Here is an 18693-nt window from a genome sequence, read left to right on the forward strand (position 1 = left end):
CCGAAAGATATCTAGGCCAAAGCAAAGTTGTATCTTTTTTAGCGGTAAGGTGCGGATTGGCTTTCGCCGCCAAATCGACACGACCCAGCCTCAGCGCTCGGATGCCGCCCCATGACGCGGTGCTTTAGCTTTCGGCCCAAGTGTTGTCGCGCCGGCGGCTTCGTTATCTGTTCCATCCCTGTGTTTTCATTTGCAGATGGTCCAATAATTTCAATGAATTCTATCAGAATCGCAAGTTGCCTGCGATAATCGCCTGACCTTTGGAACCGATAAGCCGCTCAAATTGCTGGTCGGACAACATAGGTCTTGGCGTCGGTGGAGCAAATGTGACATAGCAGGCCGAGACTTCAACACAGAGATGAAAATTAGTAACAATGGAAATATTGGCGCTTTCCATTCCGGAAGTGAAACTGATCACCCCGAAGCGTTTTGGCGATCACCGCGGGTTCTTTGAGGAAACCTACAATGTCGACAGCTTTGCGGCACAAGGGATTCATACGCAATTCGTTCAGGACAATCATTCCCTTTCGAGCACGGTGAACACGGTGCGCGGATTGCATTTTCAGGCTCCGCCAAGAGCGCAGGCCAAGCTGGTGCGCTGCGGTCGTGGACGGCTGTTTGATGTCGCGGTCGATATCCGCAAAGGTTCGCCCACCTATGGTCACTGGGTCGGTGAGGAACTGAGTTTCGAGAACGGGCGGATGCTGTTGGTTCCTGCGGGGTTCGCGCATGGGTTCGTGACGTTGGAGCCGGAGACCGAGATCGTCTACAAGTGTTCTGATACCTACGCGCCGGAAACTGAAGGCGCGGTTCGTTGGGACGATCCCGATATCGGCATTGAATGGCCACAGAGCAACTCAGAACCCCAGCTGTCCGAGAAAGATCGGATCGCACCACTTCTGCGCGAAATTGAATCTCCTTTCGTATTCGAGGACACACAATGAAAATTCTGGTTACGGGCGGGGCGGGCTTTATCGGGTCTGCCGTTATCCGTCGTGCGATTGCCGATGGGCATTCGGTCGTCAATGTCGATGCCCTGACCTACGCGGCCTGTCTGGACAATGTTGCCTCTGTCGCGGATGCGCCGGGATACGTTTTTGAACATGCGGATATCCGGGATGCCGCCGCCATGTCGGCGATACTGGACAGACACCAGCCAGACGCGATCATGCATCTGGCCGCTGAAAGCCATGTTGACCGTTCGATCGATGGCCCGGCCGCGTTCATCGACACGAACCTGACCGGGACCTATGTATTGTTGGAAGCCGCACGCGCCTATTGGGTGGGTGCCGGCCGGCCCGAGCATTTCCGGTTTCACCATATTTCAACCGACGAGGTCTTTGGGTCCTTGGGTAAAACCGGGTTTTTCACCGAAGACAGCCCATACCAGCCGAACTCACCCTATTCGGCCTCGAAAGCGGGATCGGATCATCTCGTGCGGGCGTGGCGTGAAACATACGGCCTGCCAGTGGTTCTTACCAATTGCTCTAACAACTACGGCCCTTACCAGTTTCCGGAAAAGCTGATCCCCGTTGTCATCCTCAGTGCGCTGGCGGGCAAACCGATCCCGATATACGGGAAAGGCGACAACATTCGCGACTGGCTGCATGTCGATGACCATGCCGAAGCCCTGTTGCTGGTGCTCGAAAAGGGTGAACTGGGCCGCAGCTACAATATCGGTGGCGAGAATGAGATGACCAATCTTGATCTTGTCAGAATGCTATGTTCGATCCTGGATCGCCTCAAGCCGGGTGAAACGCCCTATGCGGATTTGATCACGTTCGTCGCTGACCGCCCGGGTCACGATCAGCGTTATGCCATCGATCCGACCCGGATTCGCACCGAACTGAACTGGCGTCCCTCCTACACGCCCGAAACCGGGCTGGAACAGACGGTTCAGTGGTATCTGGACAACAGCGCATGGTTGAACGCCTTGCAGGCCCGCAGTGGCGTGGGTGAGCGGCTGGGTGTTGCCAAATGAAGGCGCTGGTGTTCGGCCACGGGGGGCAGGTGGCGACCGAGTTGCGGCGTCGCGGACAGGCGCATGGTGTCTTGGTTGAAGCTCTGGATCGCGCCGCGGCGGACCTGTCTGACCCGTCGCAATGTGCAGACGCCATCCGGCATACGGATGCGGACGTGATCATCAATGCGGCCGCCTATACGGCGGTGGACCAGGCCGAAGAGGAAAGCGACCTGGCGCAACGAATCAACGGAGATTCACCCGGTGCAATGGCGCGTGCCGCCGCGGCCCGCGACCTGCCTTTTCTGCATGTTTCCACGGATTACGTTTTTGACGGCTCTGGTCCGACCCCCTGGAACACCGATGACCCCACGGGGCCCTTGGGGGCCTATGGTCGAACCAAGCTGGACGGCGAACACCAGATCGCAGAGGCTGGCGGCCACTATGCCATTTTGCGCACAAGTTGGGTGTTTTCGGCACACGGAAAGAACTTTGCAAAGACCATTCTCCGATTGGCAGAAACCCGTGACAAGCTGACTATCGTCGCAGATCAGATCGGCGGGCCAACACCTGCTGCCGACATTGCCGAAACCTTGCTGAAAATGGCCAAGGCAGGCCTCGAAACCAAAGGGGGGGTGTTTCACTATTCCGGTGCACCCGATGCCAGCTGGGCGGATTTCGCCCGTGAAATTGTTTCTCAATCCGGCTTGTCGGTCGAAATCGAGGATATTCCAACCGAGGCTTACCCAACGCCGGCGCCCAGGCCGCTGAACTCACGTATGGACTGTTCGCGGCTGGAAAATGTGTTCGGAATCCAGAGACCCGACTGGAAAGCCGGACTGGCCGAGATATTGAGCGAGTTGAAGTCAGCGACCAGCTGAACCTTGAAAGGACAGATTATGCAGCGCAAAGGCATTATTCTTGCCGGTGGGTCCGGAACCCGGCTTTACCCGATCACCATGGCGATATCGAAGCAATTGCTGCCGATCTACGACAAGCCGATGATCTTTTACCCGCTGAGTGTTTTGATGCTGTCGCAGATCCGCGAAATCGCGATCATCACCACCCCCCAGGATCAGGATCAGTTTCAGCGCCTGTTGGGGGATGGCAGTCAATACGGATTGTCCTTGACATGGATTGTGCAACCGTCTCCTGACGGTCTGGCGCAGGCTTATACACTGGCCGAGGATTTTCTGGACGGTGCCCCGTCTGCGTTGATTCTGGGTGACAACATCTTCTTCGGACATGGCCTTCCGGACCTGCTGCTCGAGGCGGATCAACTGAAGCGCGGCGGTACGGTTTTTGCGTACCGGGTCGCTGACCCAGAACGCTACGGAGTTGTGGATTTCGAAGGGAACAAAGCCCGCGCGATCGTCGAAAAACCCAAGGTGCCTCCGTCGAACTACGCGGTGACAGGTCTTTATTTTCTGGATGGCGACGCTCCGGCCCGCGCGCATGAGGTCAAACCGTCAGATCGCGGCGAGCTGGAAATCACGTCACTGCTGGAAATGTATCTGGACGAAGGTTTGCTGGATGTGCAGACCATGGGACGCGGTTTTGCCTGGCTGGATACCGGCACGCACGGGTCTTTGCTGGATGCGGGAAACTTCGTGCGAACGATCACGGAACGTCAGGGTATGCAGACCGGCAGCCTGGATGAAATCGCCTGGGCGAATGGCTGGATCGACGACGAGGCTCTTGAGGCGCGTGCGCGACTGTTCGCCAAGTCCACGTATGGCACCTATCTGAAAGGGCTTTTGAGCTAGGCCGCGAACTGTATCATGGTTACGTGTTCAAGCGGAAATTTGCACGGGCGGTAAGCTGCTTCACGCTTTGTGATCAAGGTCTGAACGGGGTTGGTCGGACATTCCGGCCATGCCAAACGCCACGCAAGAAGGCCCATTGTTTGGCGCGTTTTCTCGTAGAAAACAACACAACCGGTGACAGCATTTGCAGAAGCGCCGATGCCAGGGCTCGACCAAAAGCCATCGGGACTTCATGCTTGCGGGCGACATAAACGCGTGATTGCCCCATATACCAGCCCTTCAGGCCAGCGATGGCTGGGCTTCCCGGCGAGGATTTGCCTCTGGCGTGGCGCATCTGAGCGTTGTGGACATAGTACAGTGGCCCGCAAACGGCTTTGAGCCGCAGGCTCAGATCATCGTCCTCATGATACAGAAAGATTTCGGGATCAAACCCGCCGACCTCTTCGAACGCTTCGCGGCGGACCAGGAACGCAGCGCCGACGAGGACCGGCAATTCAAAGTCGGAATCGGCTGTTTTCCTGGGCAGGGTTTCATTTCGGGGAATGATCACACTGTATCGCCTGAAACGAGGTGCCCCTTTCCGGTCCAGAATTGCAGGGTTGAAGGCTGACGCATCCGGATGATTGTCAGCCCCCTCTTGCAACGCGTCCAATGCTCCGGGCAGCAAGTGGGAATCCGGGTTCAGAAATAAAAGCAGGTCCGTTGTTGCCTTGGCGGCACCAAGGTTGCATGCGCGGCCAAACCCGATGTTGTCGCGGCTTTCGATCAGAGTTGCGCCATGTACCTCGGCCATTTGCCGAACCGCTTCAATATCATCCGAGCCATTGTCGACCAAAATTGTCGGCACGCCCTCTGGGATGGAATTCAGCATCTCCGGCAGCACGCCACTGCTGTTGTAACAAACGCTTATGATCGTAATCTGTGACAATCCTGCCTGCCGTATCTGTGGAATGGGCCTGATCGTTACTTCCTCTCAAACACAGTTAGGGTCAACCCCGGTTACAGTACGACGGAACCGGGCTGCTGCAGCGGTCCGTGATCTTGTGCGCTCCGCGACGACAATCTGAGAAATGATTGAAATGGTTCTGCCCCTATGAAGCGAAGGCGGGAAACCGATCATCAAGCGCGGCCGGATGGCGAAGCCGCGTCAGGGGATGCAATGCCTGTTTGATCGGAGTGGTAAGATTTACCTCTTTGGAAATTTTCGATTTCCGGTGGCCGTGGTGAATGAGCAGATTGTTGCCAGTCGTCGGGTTGAAACCAGAAAATCGCAACATGTCTTGAAGGTGATATCGAAATTCCGGCGCCAACCACTTGCCGGAATGAAGGCGTTGGCGGTTCTCAAAACGTTCTGCAAATGGTTGCGGACGCAAGCCTGTGCGCTCAACACCCTGCGCGCGTTCGCATGATCTCACAGTGCCAAAGCCGTGGTTTCCAGTGATATCGGTAAGCTGTTGAAAAGCGTATCAAGCATACCTCAACTGAAGTGCGGCGGGAGCTCACGAGGTTCAACCCGACGCCCACGCGGATGCCGCTTCTTTCGCAGAAAAGGCCACGAAATAAAACCCTGTCAAAACATGGTTCTTTGAAGAAGGTTGCGTGGCGCACTTGGTGTGAATGATCCCCGGGTGAGTGGTCATTGCCGCTGGGGGAGTTTTGTGCAACAGTGTTCTCTGAGTTGAGCATAATTTGGGTACAACATCCAAAGCCTTAGGTATCGGTTTGGTATTGGGGATTGCAGAACCAGACCAAACTATATAGCAGCCGAATTGAAGCACGAAATAAGCATCACGGAAGAATTACAGTGAGCGATAGACATACTTACGAATACGACATTGACATGAACAGTGATGTAGCACCCGCACGCGTGCTGCGCATGGTAAAGCCCGGGTCCAAGGTGCTTGAGATCGGGGCCGGGCCAGGTTCGATCACGCGACATCTTTCCGGCACGTTGGAATGTGATGTTGTGGCGCTTGAGATCGACCCTTCGGCGATCGAAAAGCTAAAGCCGTTCGCACGTTCTGTGTACCCGATGGATCTCAACGATGCTTCGTGGAGTGACATAGTTCGCGAGAAAGACGGGGTATTCGACTACGTGATCGCAGCGGACGTTCTGGAACATGTTTACGACCCCTGGAGCGTACTTTCAGGCATGAAATCGCTGTTGAACGACACGGGATCGGTTATTCTTTCGCTGCCGCATGTTGGCCATGCAGCCATTGCCGGTTGTCTTGTCGATGAAGATTTCGAATACCGTGACTGGGGCCTGCTGGATCGGACCCATGTCCGGTTTTTCGGCATCAAAAACGTTCAGCACCTGCTTAATTCGCAGGGTATGAGCATTGAACAAGCCGAATTTGTGGTTCGTACGCCAGAGATGACGGAGTTTTGTCAACGCTGGAGCCGTCTGCCACAGGATGTTCAGGCCGCGTTGCAGCGCAATCGCTATTCCCATGTCTTCCAGGTCGTAAGCAGATCGGTCCCCAAGGAACGCGCAGAGAATGACATCTACCTGATGGGCCTGCCCGTCGAACAACCCGATGAAGAGACCCGGCAGCATTGGACCAACATGATGGCAGGCCTGCCCCTGTCCGAAGAGATTGATTTGCAATCGACTATCGGGCCGGTGGACACGAGCAAGGCTTCCCGAGTCGAGCCCGGCCCACTGGCCAAGAAGAAAAAAAAATCGCTGGCGCGGCTGTTGGGGTTGAAGAAGTAATGTCCTCAAACACCACGGATCGTGAATTCGGCAACATCAGGACAATTGCCTTCTACCTTCCTCAGTTTCATCCGATCCCGGAAAACGATGAATGGTGGGGCAAAGGGTTCACCGAGTGGACAAATGTCGCAAAAGCCAAGCCGCTTTTCACCGGGCATTATCAGCCTCATCTTCCTACGGATCTGGGGTATTATGACCTGCGTGTCCGCGAAACGCGGCTTGAGCAGATCGAGATGGCCAAGGCCAGCGGAATTGATGGATTCTGCTACCACTATTACTGGTTTTCCGGGAAAAGACTTCTTGAGCGGCCCGTCGACGAAATGCTTGCGGATCCCGAAAGCGATATGCCGTTCTGTCTTTGCTGGGCGAATGAGAACTGGACGCGCCGCTGGGATGCGGCCGAGCACGAGATTCTCATTGAGCAGAAGTACAAGCCCGAGGATGATCTGGAGTTCATCAAGTCGATCGAGCCGTTTTTCCGGGATCCCCGCTACATAACAATAGATGGCGCTCCGATCCTGATTGTTTATCGGCCGCAGCATTTGAAGAACTCGCGCAAAACCGTGCAGGTCTGGCGTGACTATTGCGCGTCTGTCGGAATTCCGAAAATCCATCTGGCCTGTGCGCTTACGCACCGAAACTGGGACTATGCGTCATACGGGTTTGATTCCGGTGTGGAATTCCCGCCCCACGGCATCAACGTGCCCAACCTCTCGCCAGAAGTGGACTTGTTCGACGATTTCCAAGGCCATTGTGTTGATTTTTCTGCGATCGCAGAACAGTACCTGGGTCACAGCTATGGGCCTGAGAACAACGTTCATCGATCGGTTTTTCCGTCCTGGGACAACACGGCCCGGCGGAAGGAAAATGCCATGGTCGTTTTGAACGGAACGCCGGAAAACTATGAATACTGGCTTTCGCGGGCCTTGCACCAAACCGCTCAGGATTTCCCCGACCAGGAACGTTTCGTTTTTGTGAATGCATGGAATGAATGGGCTGAAGGATGTCACCTGGAACCGGATCGCGAGTACGGGCATGCGTTTTTGCACGCCACCAAGGCCGCTCTCCAAGGTTCGAAGCTGACCGACTGGACGCATGTGGGTGTCCCGGAAATTTCGCGCCGTGGCGAAACCACGGAAGGCATCGCGCATCCTGTTCCATATGGTGCCAACAAGCCGTTGGCCAAACGGGCCTTCCGTCTTTTGCGCGATACGGTCAGCGGTCGGTTGCTGAAACAATGGCTGTCCGCGGCCCGCACAAAATAGAAAACCACGCCGGATTGAGTTGCATGAAAGTCCCAAGTACTTGTCATGCAACTCAGTCTCGTGCTTTGCGTGAAAAAAAGGGTTTTCTTTGTCATAGTCGGCACGACGCGCCTTAGTACGAGAAACTGCATGTCCATCAAAGATACCCTGCTTTACTATTTGCTGACCGCTGCGTCGAAACTCAGCCCACCTTTGTCGCCACGTACGGCAAGGCGGTTCAGAAATTCAGCCAAGAAAAGAGACCCCAAACGGGGTTGGGACAAACCGGGGCAATCCAACAGGCAGGGTTTTGAAGCCATCGGTCAGGCTGAAGAGTTCAAACCCTTCGACCCGCCTGCGAAAGCTGAACCCGCAGTACGGGCAATTGCGCATTACCTGCCGCAATTTCATCCCTTCAAAGAGAATGATGAATGGTGGGGCAAAGGCTTTACCGAATGGTCCAATGTCGGAAAGGCCGTCCCGAATTATCCGGGCCATTACCAACCTCATTGTCCGATTCATCTGGGTTACTACGACTTGCGATTGCCCGAGGTCATGGTCGAGCAGGCGCGGATCGCGAAATCTTACGGGATAGGAGGGTTCTCCTATTACTACTACTGGTTCGGTGGAAAGACCTTGATGGAGCACCCGCTCGAACAAGTGTTGGGCAATCCGGAAGTCGACATGCCGTTTTGCCTGACATGGGCAAACGAAAACTGGACGCGCCGCTGGGACGGGCGGGCGCACGACGTTCTTATCGCGCAGAACCATTCGATCGAGGATTCCCTGAACCTTCTGCGTCATATACGAAAATACTTTGATGATCCGCGCTACGTTCGGATAGATGGGAAGCCGGTTTTCATCGTTTACCGAGCGAACATCATACCGAATATCGAGGAAACGACCGCAGCTTGGCGAAAAGAGGCACAAAGCTGGGGCGAGCCGGACCTGTATCTCATAGCTGCCCAGACTTTTGATATCGGCGATCCTGAGAAACTGGGTTTTGACGCTGCTATGGAGTTCCCTCCGCATCAGGTAAAGCGCACCGACATCACGGATGAGATGGGGATCTACAATCCAGAGTTCACGGGTGCCGTTCTGGATTACCAGGCCGTGGTCGAGGCAGAGCTTCAAAAGCCGGAACCCCGGTACAAGCTGTTTCGGTCCTCCACGCTCTCGTGGGACAATACCGCGCGCAATCAGGATGCCCCTCGGATTATGGGACGGTTCACAATCAATGCCTACAAGCGCTGGACGGAACATTTGTGTCGCCAGGTTCTTGCGCAGGAAAAATACAGTGCCGACGAAAAAATCGTTTTCATAAACGCGTGGAACGAGTGGGCAGAGGGGACTCATCTGGAGCCTGACCGAAGATATGGCTTTGCCTATCTTCAGGCGACGTATGACGCGTTACCCAAGAAATCTGAAAGTCAGATCAACACGTGATGTTTTCGACCTTGAGGTTTCGAGGACCTGACGGTTGGCGCCTCTGATATCCGGACGTCACACGTTGCCCGGGGTTGCGTATCAATTCTGATCGACCCTATGATGCTGTTCCGTATCGTTCGCTCTGACGGTGCGACCTGCAATTTGGTCGAACATCCATTGTACGGCTTCGTCGCCGTCGGACCGGATATGCCGATAAAGGCGAAGTTCGATCGGAGGCACATCAACCGGCAGCCTCAACATGCGCAGCCCCATTTCACGCGCGCTGCATTCGGTCAGCGTGGCAACCATATCTGTCTTGTGCAGAATATCCCGGATGTTCAGATAGCTTTGCATCTGAATCCCGAGTTTGCGTCGTGCGCCCAGTTTGCGCAGGACGATGTCGACCGGGCTCGCCCCCTGAGGCCGTGAGGAAACATGCAGATGTGTCAGCTGAAGATAACGCTCCAGCGTCAATGGGCCCGAACCCAGCGGGTGGCCGGGTCGCATGGCACAGACATAGCGGTCTTTCATGATGGTCCGGCTGATCAGATCCGAACTGTCCGGCATCGGAATGTCCGACGTGATGTCGATCGTGCCCTGCTGTAACGCCTTGCGCGTATCCCGGCGGGGAATGCGCACGAGGCTGAGTTCGACCTGGGGTGCCGTGCATTGAAACCCGGACAAAAGCCCGGGCAGGATGATGAGGCTGTGAAGGTCGACCAAACTGACCCGGAACAGCCGTTTGCTGGTAAACGGGTCGAACCGTTCACCCTGCGCCGATGCGGCTTGCAACTGGTGAAGAGCGGCTGAGACCCTGTCCGAAATGCTCTCTGCCAGCGCCGTGGGCTGCATCCCCGTGCCGGTCTTCACGAAAAGCGGGTCGTTCAGTGTCTTGCGCAACCGGGTCAGGGCGTTGCTGACGGCCGGTTGCGTGATCGACAGGCGTTCGGCAACGCGGGTCAGATTTCGTTCGGTATAGATGGCGTCAAAAATAACAAAAAGGTTCAGGTCGATCTTGTTGAGCTTGGTCGTCATGTCATTCACCAGAATTATGTTGATGATCATGCAAGTAAATTTCACAAATGTCATTGAGGGCGGTAAGCTGAATGGTATCCCGGCGGAATACGGAGTTTCATGCATGACCTCATCCGGCCTCGAACTCGATACCCAGCGGCTTTCGACATATTTGGGGCGCCATATCCAAGGTTTCGCCGGCCCATTGTCCTATCGGAAGTTTTCGGGCGGGCAGTCGAACCCAACCTATCTGCTGAAGGCCGGTGGTTCGAAATACGTGCTGCGCCGCAAACCGCCAGGTGACCTGCTGCCTTCGGCCCATGCCGTGGATCGGGAATATCGTGTTCTCAGGGCACTTCATGGCACTGCGGTTCCGGTCGCCAAACCTTACGTGCTGTGTGAGGACACGGATGTCATCGGTTCCATGTTCTATGTCATGAGCTTCCAGGAGGGCCGGATTTTCTGGAACCCGGCGCTGCCCGAGTTGGACGTGGCCGACCATCATCCGGTGTTCGATGAAATGATCCGGGTTCTGGCCGCGCTGCATTCGGTTGACACAGGCGCCGTCGGCCTGTCCGACTTCGGCAAGCCGGGAAACTATTTCCAACGCCAATACAGCCGCTGGACCAAACAGTATCGCGCCGCAGAAACAAGTAAACTTCCCGAGATGGAACAGCTTATGGGCTGGCTGTCCCGCAATCTGCCCGATGGTGACGGTTCGGTCAGTCTGATCCACGGTGACTTTCGCATAGACAATATTATCTTCGCTTCGGATGCCCCGCAGATCACCGCGGTTCTGGATTGGGAACTGTCGACGCTGGGCCACCCGATGGCTGATCTGGGCTATTTCTGTGTGTGTCTCAGATTGCCGCCCACCGGTCTGATCCGGGGGCTGCAAGGGCTGGATCGCGCTGCTTTGAACATCCCTTCCGAAGCTGTGATGATCGAGCGGTATTGTTCGCTGCGTGACCTGCCAGAGATTGAAAACTGGACCTTCTATCTGGCGTTTTCCTTTTTCCGGATGGCTGCGATTGCACAGGGTGTTTACAGCCGTGCGCTGGCGGGAAACGCATCGAACGAGAACGCAATGGCGTTCAAGGGGCTGGTGGCCCCTCTGGCGCAAATGGCGCTCGACGAAATCGCTGCTGCAACGCACTGAAGAGGACCACAATGGATTTTGCTCCATCGCCACGCGCCACGGAAATGCATGACCGGCTGAAAGCCTTCATGCAGGCGCATATCTATCCGCGCATTCGCGACCACAAAGAGGAAATAGAAGCCGGCAATTTCCCCGTTTCGTTCATGGAAGACCTCAAGTCGCTGGCCCGCGCCGAAGGGCTTTGGAACATGTTCCTGCCCTCCTTGCGGGATGATGAGCCCGGAACGCGGCTCAGCAATCTTGATTACGCGCCCCTGGCCGAGCTGATGGGCCAGGTGAGCTGGTCTTCGGAAGTCTTCAACTGCAACGCGCCGGATACCGGGAACATGGAATTGCTGCACATGTTCGCCACACCCGAGCAGCGCGAAGACTGGTTGGTGCCGCTGTTGAACGGCAAGATCCGTTCGGCCTTTGCCATGACCGAACCCGACGTGGCCAGTTCGGACGCGACCAACATAACGACATCCATCCGGCGCGAGGATGATAAATACGTCATCAATGGCCGCAAGTGGTTCATCACCAATGCGTGCCACCCCAACACCAGACTTTTCATCGTCATGGGCAAAACCGACCCGAACGCCGATCGCCATAAACAGCAAAGCATGATCATCGTTCCAAAGAATACGCCCGGTTTGGAGATCGTGCGCAATCCGACGATCCTGAACATGCACGATCCCGAAGGCCATGCTGAACTGGTGTTCAAGGACGTGCGCGTCCCGGTCGGCAATCTGCTGGGCGAAGATGGCAGCGGTTTTGCACTGGCTCAGGCGCGGCTTGGGCCCGGGCGAATTCATCATTGCATGCGCTCGATCGGGGCGGCGGAAATGGCACTGAACCTGATGGTGGAACGTGCTCAGGAACGGAAGACCTTTGGCAAGCAACTCTCGGAACAAGGCGTGATCCGTGAATGGATCGCCAAATCCCGGTTGGAGATTGAACAGGCGCGGCTGTTGACCCTGAAGGCGGCCTGGAAAATAGATCAGGTGGGGGCGAAAAAGGCCTTCCGCGAAATATCCCTGATCAAGGTCGTGGCGCCCCAGGTACATGCAAAGGTTACGGATCGTGCAATGCAGGTCTTTGGCGCAATGGGCATGACACCCGACACGCCATTGGCCGACAGTTACACTTGGGCTAGGGCGTTGCGCTATGCGGATGGACCGGATGAGGTGCATCTTCAGGCCATTGCCAAACAGGAGTTGAAGAATTCCAACTATGGGATGTCGGCGCAGTGGCTGACACCGCCTCTGCGCTAGGTCTGGGAAGGGATGGCATCACCGGAATATCCCTAAGATACGCAAGCCGAGTTGCCCAGTTTTCCTGGCTTTCGGATACGCGGCCTGCCGCGCTATGTTCCGACGGCAAGCAAATCGCTCGCCTTTTCTCCGATCATGATCGCGGGGGCGTTTGTGTTGCCGCTGACGATTTCCGGCATGATCGAACAATCCGCGACCCGGAGGTTTCCGATGCCGTGCACCTTTAGCGCGGGGTCTACGACTGCGGTTTCGTTCGTACCCATCGCGCAGGTCCCCGTTGGGTGATAGATCGAAACGGAATTCGATCTGACCCAGTCCAGCGTGCCCTCGTAATCGTCGGTCGAGAGTTGGGATGTCGGGCGGAACTCTTCGGAAATCTTCGATGCCAGCGGATTGTGCTGTGCGATTCTGCGGGCGATGTTCACGCCGTCAACGATGGTTCGGCAATCCGTTTCCGTCGACAGATAGTTCGGAATGATCTTTACATGCTGTGATGGGTCCGGGCCGTTCAGATGCAGTTCACCCCTGCTTTCCGGCCGCAGCTGGCACACGGACATGGTAAAGGCGGAAAACGGGTGTACGCCTTCGCCGGGGCTGTCGGCGGACCACGGCTGTACATGGAATTGAATGTCGGGTGTTTCTACGTCCGGGCGCGTTTTCATGAATCCGGTCGCAAGGCTGGCCGCCATGGTCATCGGACCGGCGCGGAACAAAGCGTATTTGAGCGCAATACGGGCCTGATTGATCAGGCTGCGCACCTCGTCATTCAATGTGGGCTCATTGCATTTGAAAACGAGACGGGCCTGCAAGTGATCCTGTAGTCTTTTGCCGACATTGGGCAAGGCATGGACCGGATCGATGCCGTTTTTCTTCAGGTGGTCCGGGTCGCCGATACCCGACAGCATCAGAATTTGAGGAGAGTTGATTGCACCGCCGGACAGGATGATTTCGCGCCGAACGTTCAAGGTTTTCTCATTGCCTGCGCGATCCCGATAGACAAGTCCGGTCGCCTGTTTCCCATCCAGCGTTATGCGTGTCACCAATGCGTTGGTGATGATGTTCAGGTTTTGTCGGTTTCGAATGGGTTTCAGATACGCCACAGCCGAGCTGCACCTGCGCCCATTGCGGGTGGTCAGCTGAAAATACCCTACGCCTTCCTGATCTGCGCCGTTGTAATCCGGATTGAACGGGTATCCGGCGGCTTGCGCTGCCGCGACCCAAGCGTCGCAGATCGGTCGCTGAATGCGCATGTTCGACACCGACAGCGGCCCACCGACACCGTGATACGGGTCTTCGCCGCGTTCTTGATCTTCGCTGCGTATGAACAGCGGCAGCACGTCGTCCCAGCCCCAGCCGACATTCCCCATCTGGCGCCAGCGGTCATAATCTTCCTTTTGGCCGCGCACATAGAGCAGACCGTTCAGAGAGGATGAGCCGCCCAGCACTTTGCCGCGTGGCCAGTCGATCGAGCGCCCGTTCAGGCCCGGATCGGGCTCGGTCCTGTAACACCAGTCCACCGAAGGGTTGTGCATGGTTTTGAAATAGCCAACCGGGATGTGGATCCAGGGGTTGGTGTCGCGGCCGCCGGCCTCTAACAGCGCGACGGTCGTGTTGGGATCGGCGCTGAGCCGATTGGCGATGACACAGCCCGAAGACCCCGCGCCAACTACCGCATAATCCACTTCCATGACCGCCTCCTTCCAACGTCGTTGAAAAAAACTCTATGCAAGATGCTAGAAATATACTAGCCTTTTTTGATACAAAACGTCTCAATAATTGCGAACAGGGAGGTAAGCAATGGAGATTGGTCGGAAACTGAGTGGTATTTCGCGGCGGGATTTCTTCCGGGTAGCGGGGCGCTATGGCATGAGCTCGACGCTGCTTGCAGCAGGAGGGTTTGGTGGTGCGATGAGCCTGGCCAATCTGGCGCAGGCGGCGGAATCCACGTATGAAAAACGCTTTTCGAAAGAACCGAAGTACACGTTGAAATTTGGTGCGTCGGGCTTCAACACCCGCAACTTGCTGATCGAGCGCGCCGGCGCCATCGAATTTGCACGCGACCTCGAAGAACGCACCGATGGCGAGATTCGGATCGAGTTCATCGGCGACAACCAGATCTGCGGACAACTCAGCTGTGTTGAAAAAACCCAGCAGGGAATCGTCGATATCTACGCAGCTTCGACCCAGAATTCGGCCGGCGGTGCGCCTTATCTGAACGTCCTGGACTATGCCTACATGTTCCCCAGCCGGGCGGCGCAGTATCATTTCTTCTACAGCCCCGCCAGCCAGCGCATCTTGCGCGACCCGCTTGAAAAGCGTCACGGGCTGAAATTCCTGTTCACCCATTGTGAACTGCGCGGTCTGCAAATGGGCTCGACCTTTGCCGACAAGCCGACCGTCACCAAGCTGGAAGAGCTGTTCGGCACCAAGAACCGCGTGACCGGTACGCAGCTGGGTCGGATCGCGATGCAACTGCTGAACCTGAACCCTGTTCCGGTGGCATGGGAAGAAACGCTGGATGCGCTCAAGACCGGTCTGATCGATGGTGCGGAAACCTGGGCCTCGGCGGTGGCATATGCGAACATGGCGCCTGTGGTTTCGCAATCGGTGAACCTGAAGTTCTTCTGCGGTACCGAACACACTTCGATGTCTGCCAAAGTATTCGATGGCCTGGGCGGTGAATTGCAGGATGCCGTGATGGAATCGTCCTATTTCACCCAGGCCCTGATCCAAGGCGCGAATGAGGCGGCACTGCTGAACACGGTCGGATTCTCGGATCCGCAATTGCCGCAAACCATTTTTGCGGAAAACGGCGTGCGCCCGGCCTTCCTGCCGGAGGACCAGATCAAGCTGGCCGAAGAAATGTGTGCTCCGAACTACAACCCCGAGCCGTGGGCGCAGTGGCGCGAGCGGCTGAACAAATGGGCCGGTGGCATCGATACTTACCAGGAGATCTACGACATCGCGCGCGAGATCCCAGCGGACACGCTGCCGGAAAATGTCGAGCCGCGCCGCTGGTGGAAGGGCGAGGCCTGATTAGACTGCCAGAACCGGCCCGAACGGGCCGGTTCAATCAATACCCACTGGGAGGACGGGCTTCATGTCACTTTGGGCAGACATTGGCGCAATATTCAGCGCTTTTCTCAGCCAGGATTCTTTCGAGATTCAACTTGCTCTGGAATCCGACGCGGCTTGGATCGTTGGTGCGATCGTTGCCGCGATCGGGGGTTTGCTGGTCATGCTGATCTATCGCATGGTGCCGTTGATCGAACGTCATCTGGAACGGTCGGTCATGGTGTATTCTTATCTTGCCATCGCACTGATCATCTTCTGGGGCGTGATCGACCGGTTTGTCTTCAATGATCAGGAACCCTGGTCCACAACCATTCCTCCGCTTCTTTTCATGGTGATGGCCTGGTTTGGTGCGTCCTACAACGTACGCTTGCGCACGCATCTGAGTTTCAGTGAATTCCGCACCGCCATGCCCCGCGGCGGGCAATTGGCCTGCCTGTTTCTTGACGCGGTGCTGTGGTTCATCTTCGCGGTGATCGTCATCGTGACCACCTCGCGACTGGTGGCGCTTTCGGCCTCGAACTTTCAGATCGTACTGGGCACGGACAATATCATGCAGTGGTGGTTCCTGCTGGCTGCACCATTGTCATTCTTCTTGATGGTCGGTCGCGTGTTTCAGAACCTCGCCGATGATTTGCACAACTGGAAAACAGGCGAGCCGCTGATCAAGCAGGCCGTGATCGGGGCAGACTGATGACAGACGGAACACTTGTTACACTGATCTCGCTGGGGGTCACCTTTCTGTTCATGCTGGGCGTGCCGGTGCTGCTGGTCATCGGTTACTGGGTCATTGGATGTTCCTTTGTCCTTGGTCTGACGCTGGACAATATGGGGGCCGAACTTCTGAACGTCTTTAACAAGGGCTTCGCCCTGTTGGCGATGCCGTTGTTCATCCTGACCGGCGACCTGATCAACAAATCCGGCATCGCGCGACGGCTCAGTGATTTTGCCTATGCCTGCCTAGGCTGGATACGCGGCGGACTTGCAATGGCGTCGCTGGGGGCCTGCGGGCTGTTTGCGGCGATTTCGGGGTCGAACTCGGCCACGACGGCGACCATCGGGTCGATGCTGCACCCCGAGATGGTAAAGGGCGGCTATGACGAACGGTTCAGCGCCGCGACCGCTGCTGCGGGCGGTACTGTCGGTATCATCATCCCCCCTTCGATCATCTTCATCGTCTATGGCTTTCTGATGAACCTGCCGATTTCCGAATTGTTCGTGGCCGGTATTCTGCCCGGTGCGCTGATGGTCATCGGGATGCAGCTGGCGTGCTGGATCATCTGCCGCATGAACGGGTGGGGCTATCTGATCCCACTGCAATTGAACCGGGTGCTGAAAACCGCCTTCGGGGCCTGGCTCGGCTTTTTCGCCATCGGGCTTGTGCTTTGGGGCATATATACCGGCAAGTTCTCTCCGACAGAGGCCGCTGGCGTGACCGTGGGCTTTTGTGTCATTGCGGGGCTGGTCAGCTACCCGATCAACCGCATCATGGGGGCCCGGAACGATATACCGCCAACCGAAAAGAGCTTCGCTGAAATGTTCGTGGTCGAGGGGTTCACGATCCCTGAGATCCCCTCAATCGTTATCAGGTCTGCCCAGATTACGGGTATCCTGGCCCCGTTGATCGCAATTTCGGTTGTGATGCAGCAGATCCTGTCCCTACTTGGCGCACAGGAAACAATCGGAAACTTCGTGACCTCCATGGGGGGGTACCATGCGGTTCTGTTCACATCGATGGTGATCGTCTTCTTTTCAGGCATGGTGCTGGAAAGCCTTCCGGTCACCATCATCCTGGCCCCGATCCTTGCGCCAATCGCAGCCTCGGTTGGAATTGATCCAATTCATTTCTCAGTCATCTTCCTGGTCGGTGCATCCATCGGGTTTATCACACCACCATACGGGCTTAACCTGTATGTCGCTTCAGGCGTGACGGGCGTGCCGTACTTCCGGTTGCTGCGCTATACGGTGCCTTATTTGGTGGCCCTGCTATCGGTCTGGATATTGGTGTCGCTGGTGCCCGAACTGGCCTTGATCCTTCTGCCAAATAACTAGAATGTTGAAGGATGGCCGAGACTGATACTAAAAACAGAGAAACTCAGATTCCCACCAACCTGCGCCTGTTGCTGATCCTTGAAGAGGTGGCACGGCGCGGCGTTGCGGTCAAACCTTCGGATCTGATCGATGCATTGGGATTGGCCAAACCCACAATCCATCGTTTGCTGCAAACGGCAGAGGCAGAAGGGTTCCTGCAACGCGATCTTGACGGACGGTCCTATGGTCCGGGCAGAAGACTGCGGCTGTTGTCCGTGAATACCATGTCCGCCGAGCATCTGCGGACCGCGCGTCTCGCCATCCTGCGCGGCGTGGCCGACGAAGTGGGCGAAACATGCAATCTGGCCATCCCGGATCGCGAAGGCATGATCTATCTTGACCGGGTAGAAACCAAATGGCCGTTGCGAATTCAATTGCCGATCGGAACCCAGGTGCCGTTCCACTGCACGGCCAGTGGCAAGATGTACCTTTCCACCTTGCGCCCCAAGACTCTAAACGGGTTTCTGTCAGCCGGAAAGCTGAAGGAGCAGACCGCCCGTTCATTGACAGAGCCGAAGGCCCTGCTGAGTGAAATCAAGATCACAGCCGAGCGGGGATTTTCCACAGACGACGAAGAATTCATGGCGGGCATGGTGGCGATCGCCGTGCCAGTGCAGGACGCGCAGGGCAGGCTGGTTGCCACGCTTTCAGTTCATGCCCCGACGCAACGGCATGATGTCGGCAGTCTGAAGTCATTTCTCGACACCTTGCGCCGGGGGGCGGAAAAACTGTCGCAGCTGTTGGGCGAGTAAATGGCGCAACGGGATAACCGGCAATAATCAGGCCGACGGCCGTTCGTAGCAGTTGTATCGAGGATGCCGCAAAGCCTCGGAAGGCCTCTTGCCGAAACACAAGACAATCCATCAGCACCGGAATGGCCGTCGTCGCGCCGGCATCGGAACCCCTGGCCAAAAGACCGCCTCAACATGCAGAACAAAACACCCGGGACTGGGCGTCCCGGGTGGTGTTTTTTGCTGGCCTTTTAAG

16 protein-coding genes are annotated in these 18693 nt (G+C 56.3%); 13 read left to right on the forward strand and 3 right to left on the reverse strand.

Annotated features, from left to right (window positions below; genetic code table 11):
* Positions 1-374: 374 nt before the first annotated feature.
* From rfbC to rfbA, 4 genes are read left to right on the forward strand one after another with little or no spacing between them, the layout of a single operon-like run.
* Positions 375-944, forward strand: coding sequence for a dTDP-4-dehydrorhamnose 3,5-epimerase (gene rfbC / locus ACR0I0_RS08855; protein WP_210093419.1), 570 nt, complete (start codon positions 375-377; stop codon positions 942-944).
* Positions 941-1981 (forward strand): dTDP-glucose 4,6-dehydratase, encoded by a 1041-nt coding sequence (gene rfbB / locus ACR0I0_RS08860; protein WP_171724549.1) that lies wholly within the window; start codon positions 941-943, stop codon positions 1979-1981. The genes rfbC and rfbB overlap by 4 nt, the downstream gene beginning before the upstream one ends.
* On the forward strand, positions 1978-2841 hold the full coding sequence (gene rfbD, locus ACR0I0_RS08865; RefSeq protein WP_480491036.1) for a dTDP-4-dehydrorhamnose reductase: 864 nt from the start codon (positions 1978-1980) through the stop codon (positions 2839-2841). Before rfbB ends, rfbD begins: the two co-directional genes overlap by 4 nt.
* 18 nt (positions 2842-2859) lie before the next feature.
* Positions 2860-3726, forward strand: a complete 867-nt coding sequence (rfbA, locus tag ACR0I0_RS08870) for a glucose-1-phosphate thymidylyltransferase RfbA (protein ID WP_152460484.1) — start codon at positions 2860-2862, stop codon at positions 3724-3726.
* A gap of 73 nt (positions 3727-3799) precedes the next feature.
* On the opposite strand, the gene ACR0I0_RS08875 is transcribed toward rfbA, so the two are convergent.
* Positions 3800-4654: a glycosyltransferase family 2 protein gene (locus tag ACR0I0_RS08875; protein ID WP_480491038.1), complete on the reverse strand. Its 855-nt coding sequence runs from the start codon at positions 4652-4654 to the stop codon at positions 3800-3802.
* 876 nt (positions 4655-5530) lie between these two features.
* Between ACR0I0_RS08875 and ACR0I0_RS08880 the strand changes: the two genes are divergently transcribed.
* From ACR0I0_RS08880 to ACR0I0_RS08890, 3 genes are all read left to right on the forward strand, one after another.
* A complete protein-coding gene (locus ACR0I0_RS08880; protein WP_480491040.1) occupies positions 5531-6445 on the forward strand; it encodes a class I SAM-dependent methyltransferase in 915 nt (304 codons plus the stop codon).
* Complete coding sequence (locus tag ACR0I0_RS08885) at positions 6445-7710, forward strand: glycosyltransferase WbsX family protein (RefSeq protein WP_171636339.1); 1266 nt, start codon at positions 6445-6447, stop codon at positions 7708-7710. The genes ACR0I0_RS08880 and ACR0I0_RS08885 overlap by 1 nt, the downstream gene beginning before the upstream one ends.
* A 129-nt stretch (positions 7711-7839) precedes the next feature.
* Entirely contained in the window at positions 7840-9135 is a 1296-nt protein-coding gene (locus tag ACR0I0_RS08890; RefSeq protein ID WP_480491042.1) for a glycosyltransferase WbsX family protein, read from the forward strand.
* A gap of 81 nt (positions 9136-9216) precedes the next feature.
* Here the strand turns inward: ACR0I0_RS08890 and ACR0I0_RS08895 are convergent, their stop codons facing one another.
* Entirely contained in the window at positions 9217-10182 is a 966-nt protein-coding gene (locus tag ACR0I0_RS08895; protein ID WP_480491044.1) for a LysR family transcriptional regulator, read from the reverse strand.
* On the opposite strand from ACR0I0_RS08895, the gene ACR0I0_RS08900 reads away from it, so the two are divergent.
* Together ACR0I0_RS08900 and ACR0I0_RS08905 are read left to right on the forward strand one after the other, a co-directional pair.
* Positions 10175-11290 (forward strand): phosphotransferase family protein, encoded by a 1116-nt coding sequence (locus tag ACR0I0_RS08900; protein ID WP_480491046.1) that lies wholly within the window; start codon positions 10175-10177, stop codon positions 11288-11290. The genes ACR0I0_RS08895 and ACR0I0_RS08900 overlap by 8 nt on opposite strands.
* Before the next feature lie 11 nt (positions 11291-11301).
* Complete coding sequence (locus tag ACR0I0_RS08905) at positions 11302-12543, forward strand: acyl-CoA dehydrogenase family protein (protein WP_480491048.1); 1242 nt, start codon at positions 11302-11304, stop codon at positions 12541-12543.
* A 92-nt stretch (positions 12544-12635) separates the two neighbouring features.
* Here ACR0I0_RS08905 and ACR0I0_RS08910 read toward each other — a convergent pair whose 3' ends face one another.
* A complete protein-coding gene (locus ACR0I0_RS08910; protein ID WP_209835043.1) occupies positions 12636-14231 on the reverse strand; it encodes a GMC family oxidoreductase in 1596 nt (531 codons plus the stop codon).
* 109 nt (positions 14232-14340) lie between these two features.
* Between ACR0I0_RS08910 and ACR0I0_RS08915 the strand changes: the two genes are divergently transcribed.
* From ACR0I0_RS08915 to ACR0I0_RS08930, 4 genes are all read left to right on the forward strand, one after another.
* On the forward strand, positions 14341-15579 hold the full coding sequence (locus ACR0I0_RS08915) for a TRAP transporter substrate-binding protein (protein ID WP_171636329.1): 1239 nt from the start codon (positions 14341-14343) through the stop codon (positions 15577-15579).
* Positions 15580-15643: 64 nt separating this feature from the next.
* Positions 15644-16309, forward strand: a complete 666-nt coding sequence (locus ACR0I0_RS08920) for a TRAP transporter small permease (protein WP_171636326.1) — start codon at positions 15644-15646, stop codon at positions 16307-16309.
* Positions 16309-17667 (forward strand): TRAP transporter large permease, encoded by a 1359-nt coding sequence (locus tag ACR0I0_RS08925; RefSeq protein WP_171636325.1) that lies wholly within the window; start codon positions 16309-16311, stop codon positions 17665-17667. The genes ACR0I0_RS08920 and ACR0I0_RS08925 overlap by 1 nt, the downstream gene beginning before the upstream one ends.
* A gap of 11 nt (positions 17668-17678) precedes the next feature.
* The gene (locus tag ACR0I0_RS08930) at positions 17679-18458 is read left to right on the forward strand and encodes an IclR family transcriptional regulator (protein WP_480488855.1); all 780 of its coding nucleotides are present in this window, start codon (positions 17679-17681) and stop codon (positions 18456-18458) included.
* The last annotated feature ends 235 nt before the right edge of the window (positions 18459-18693 follow it).

It is taken from the genome of Ruegeria sp. AG6 (assembly GCF_056541565.1).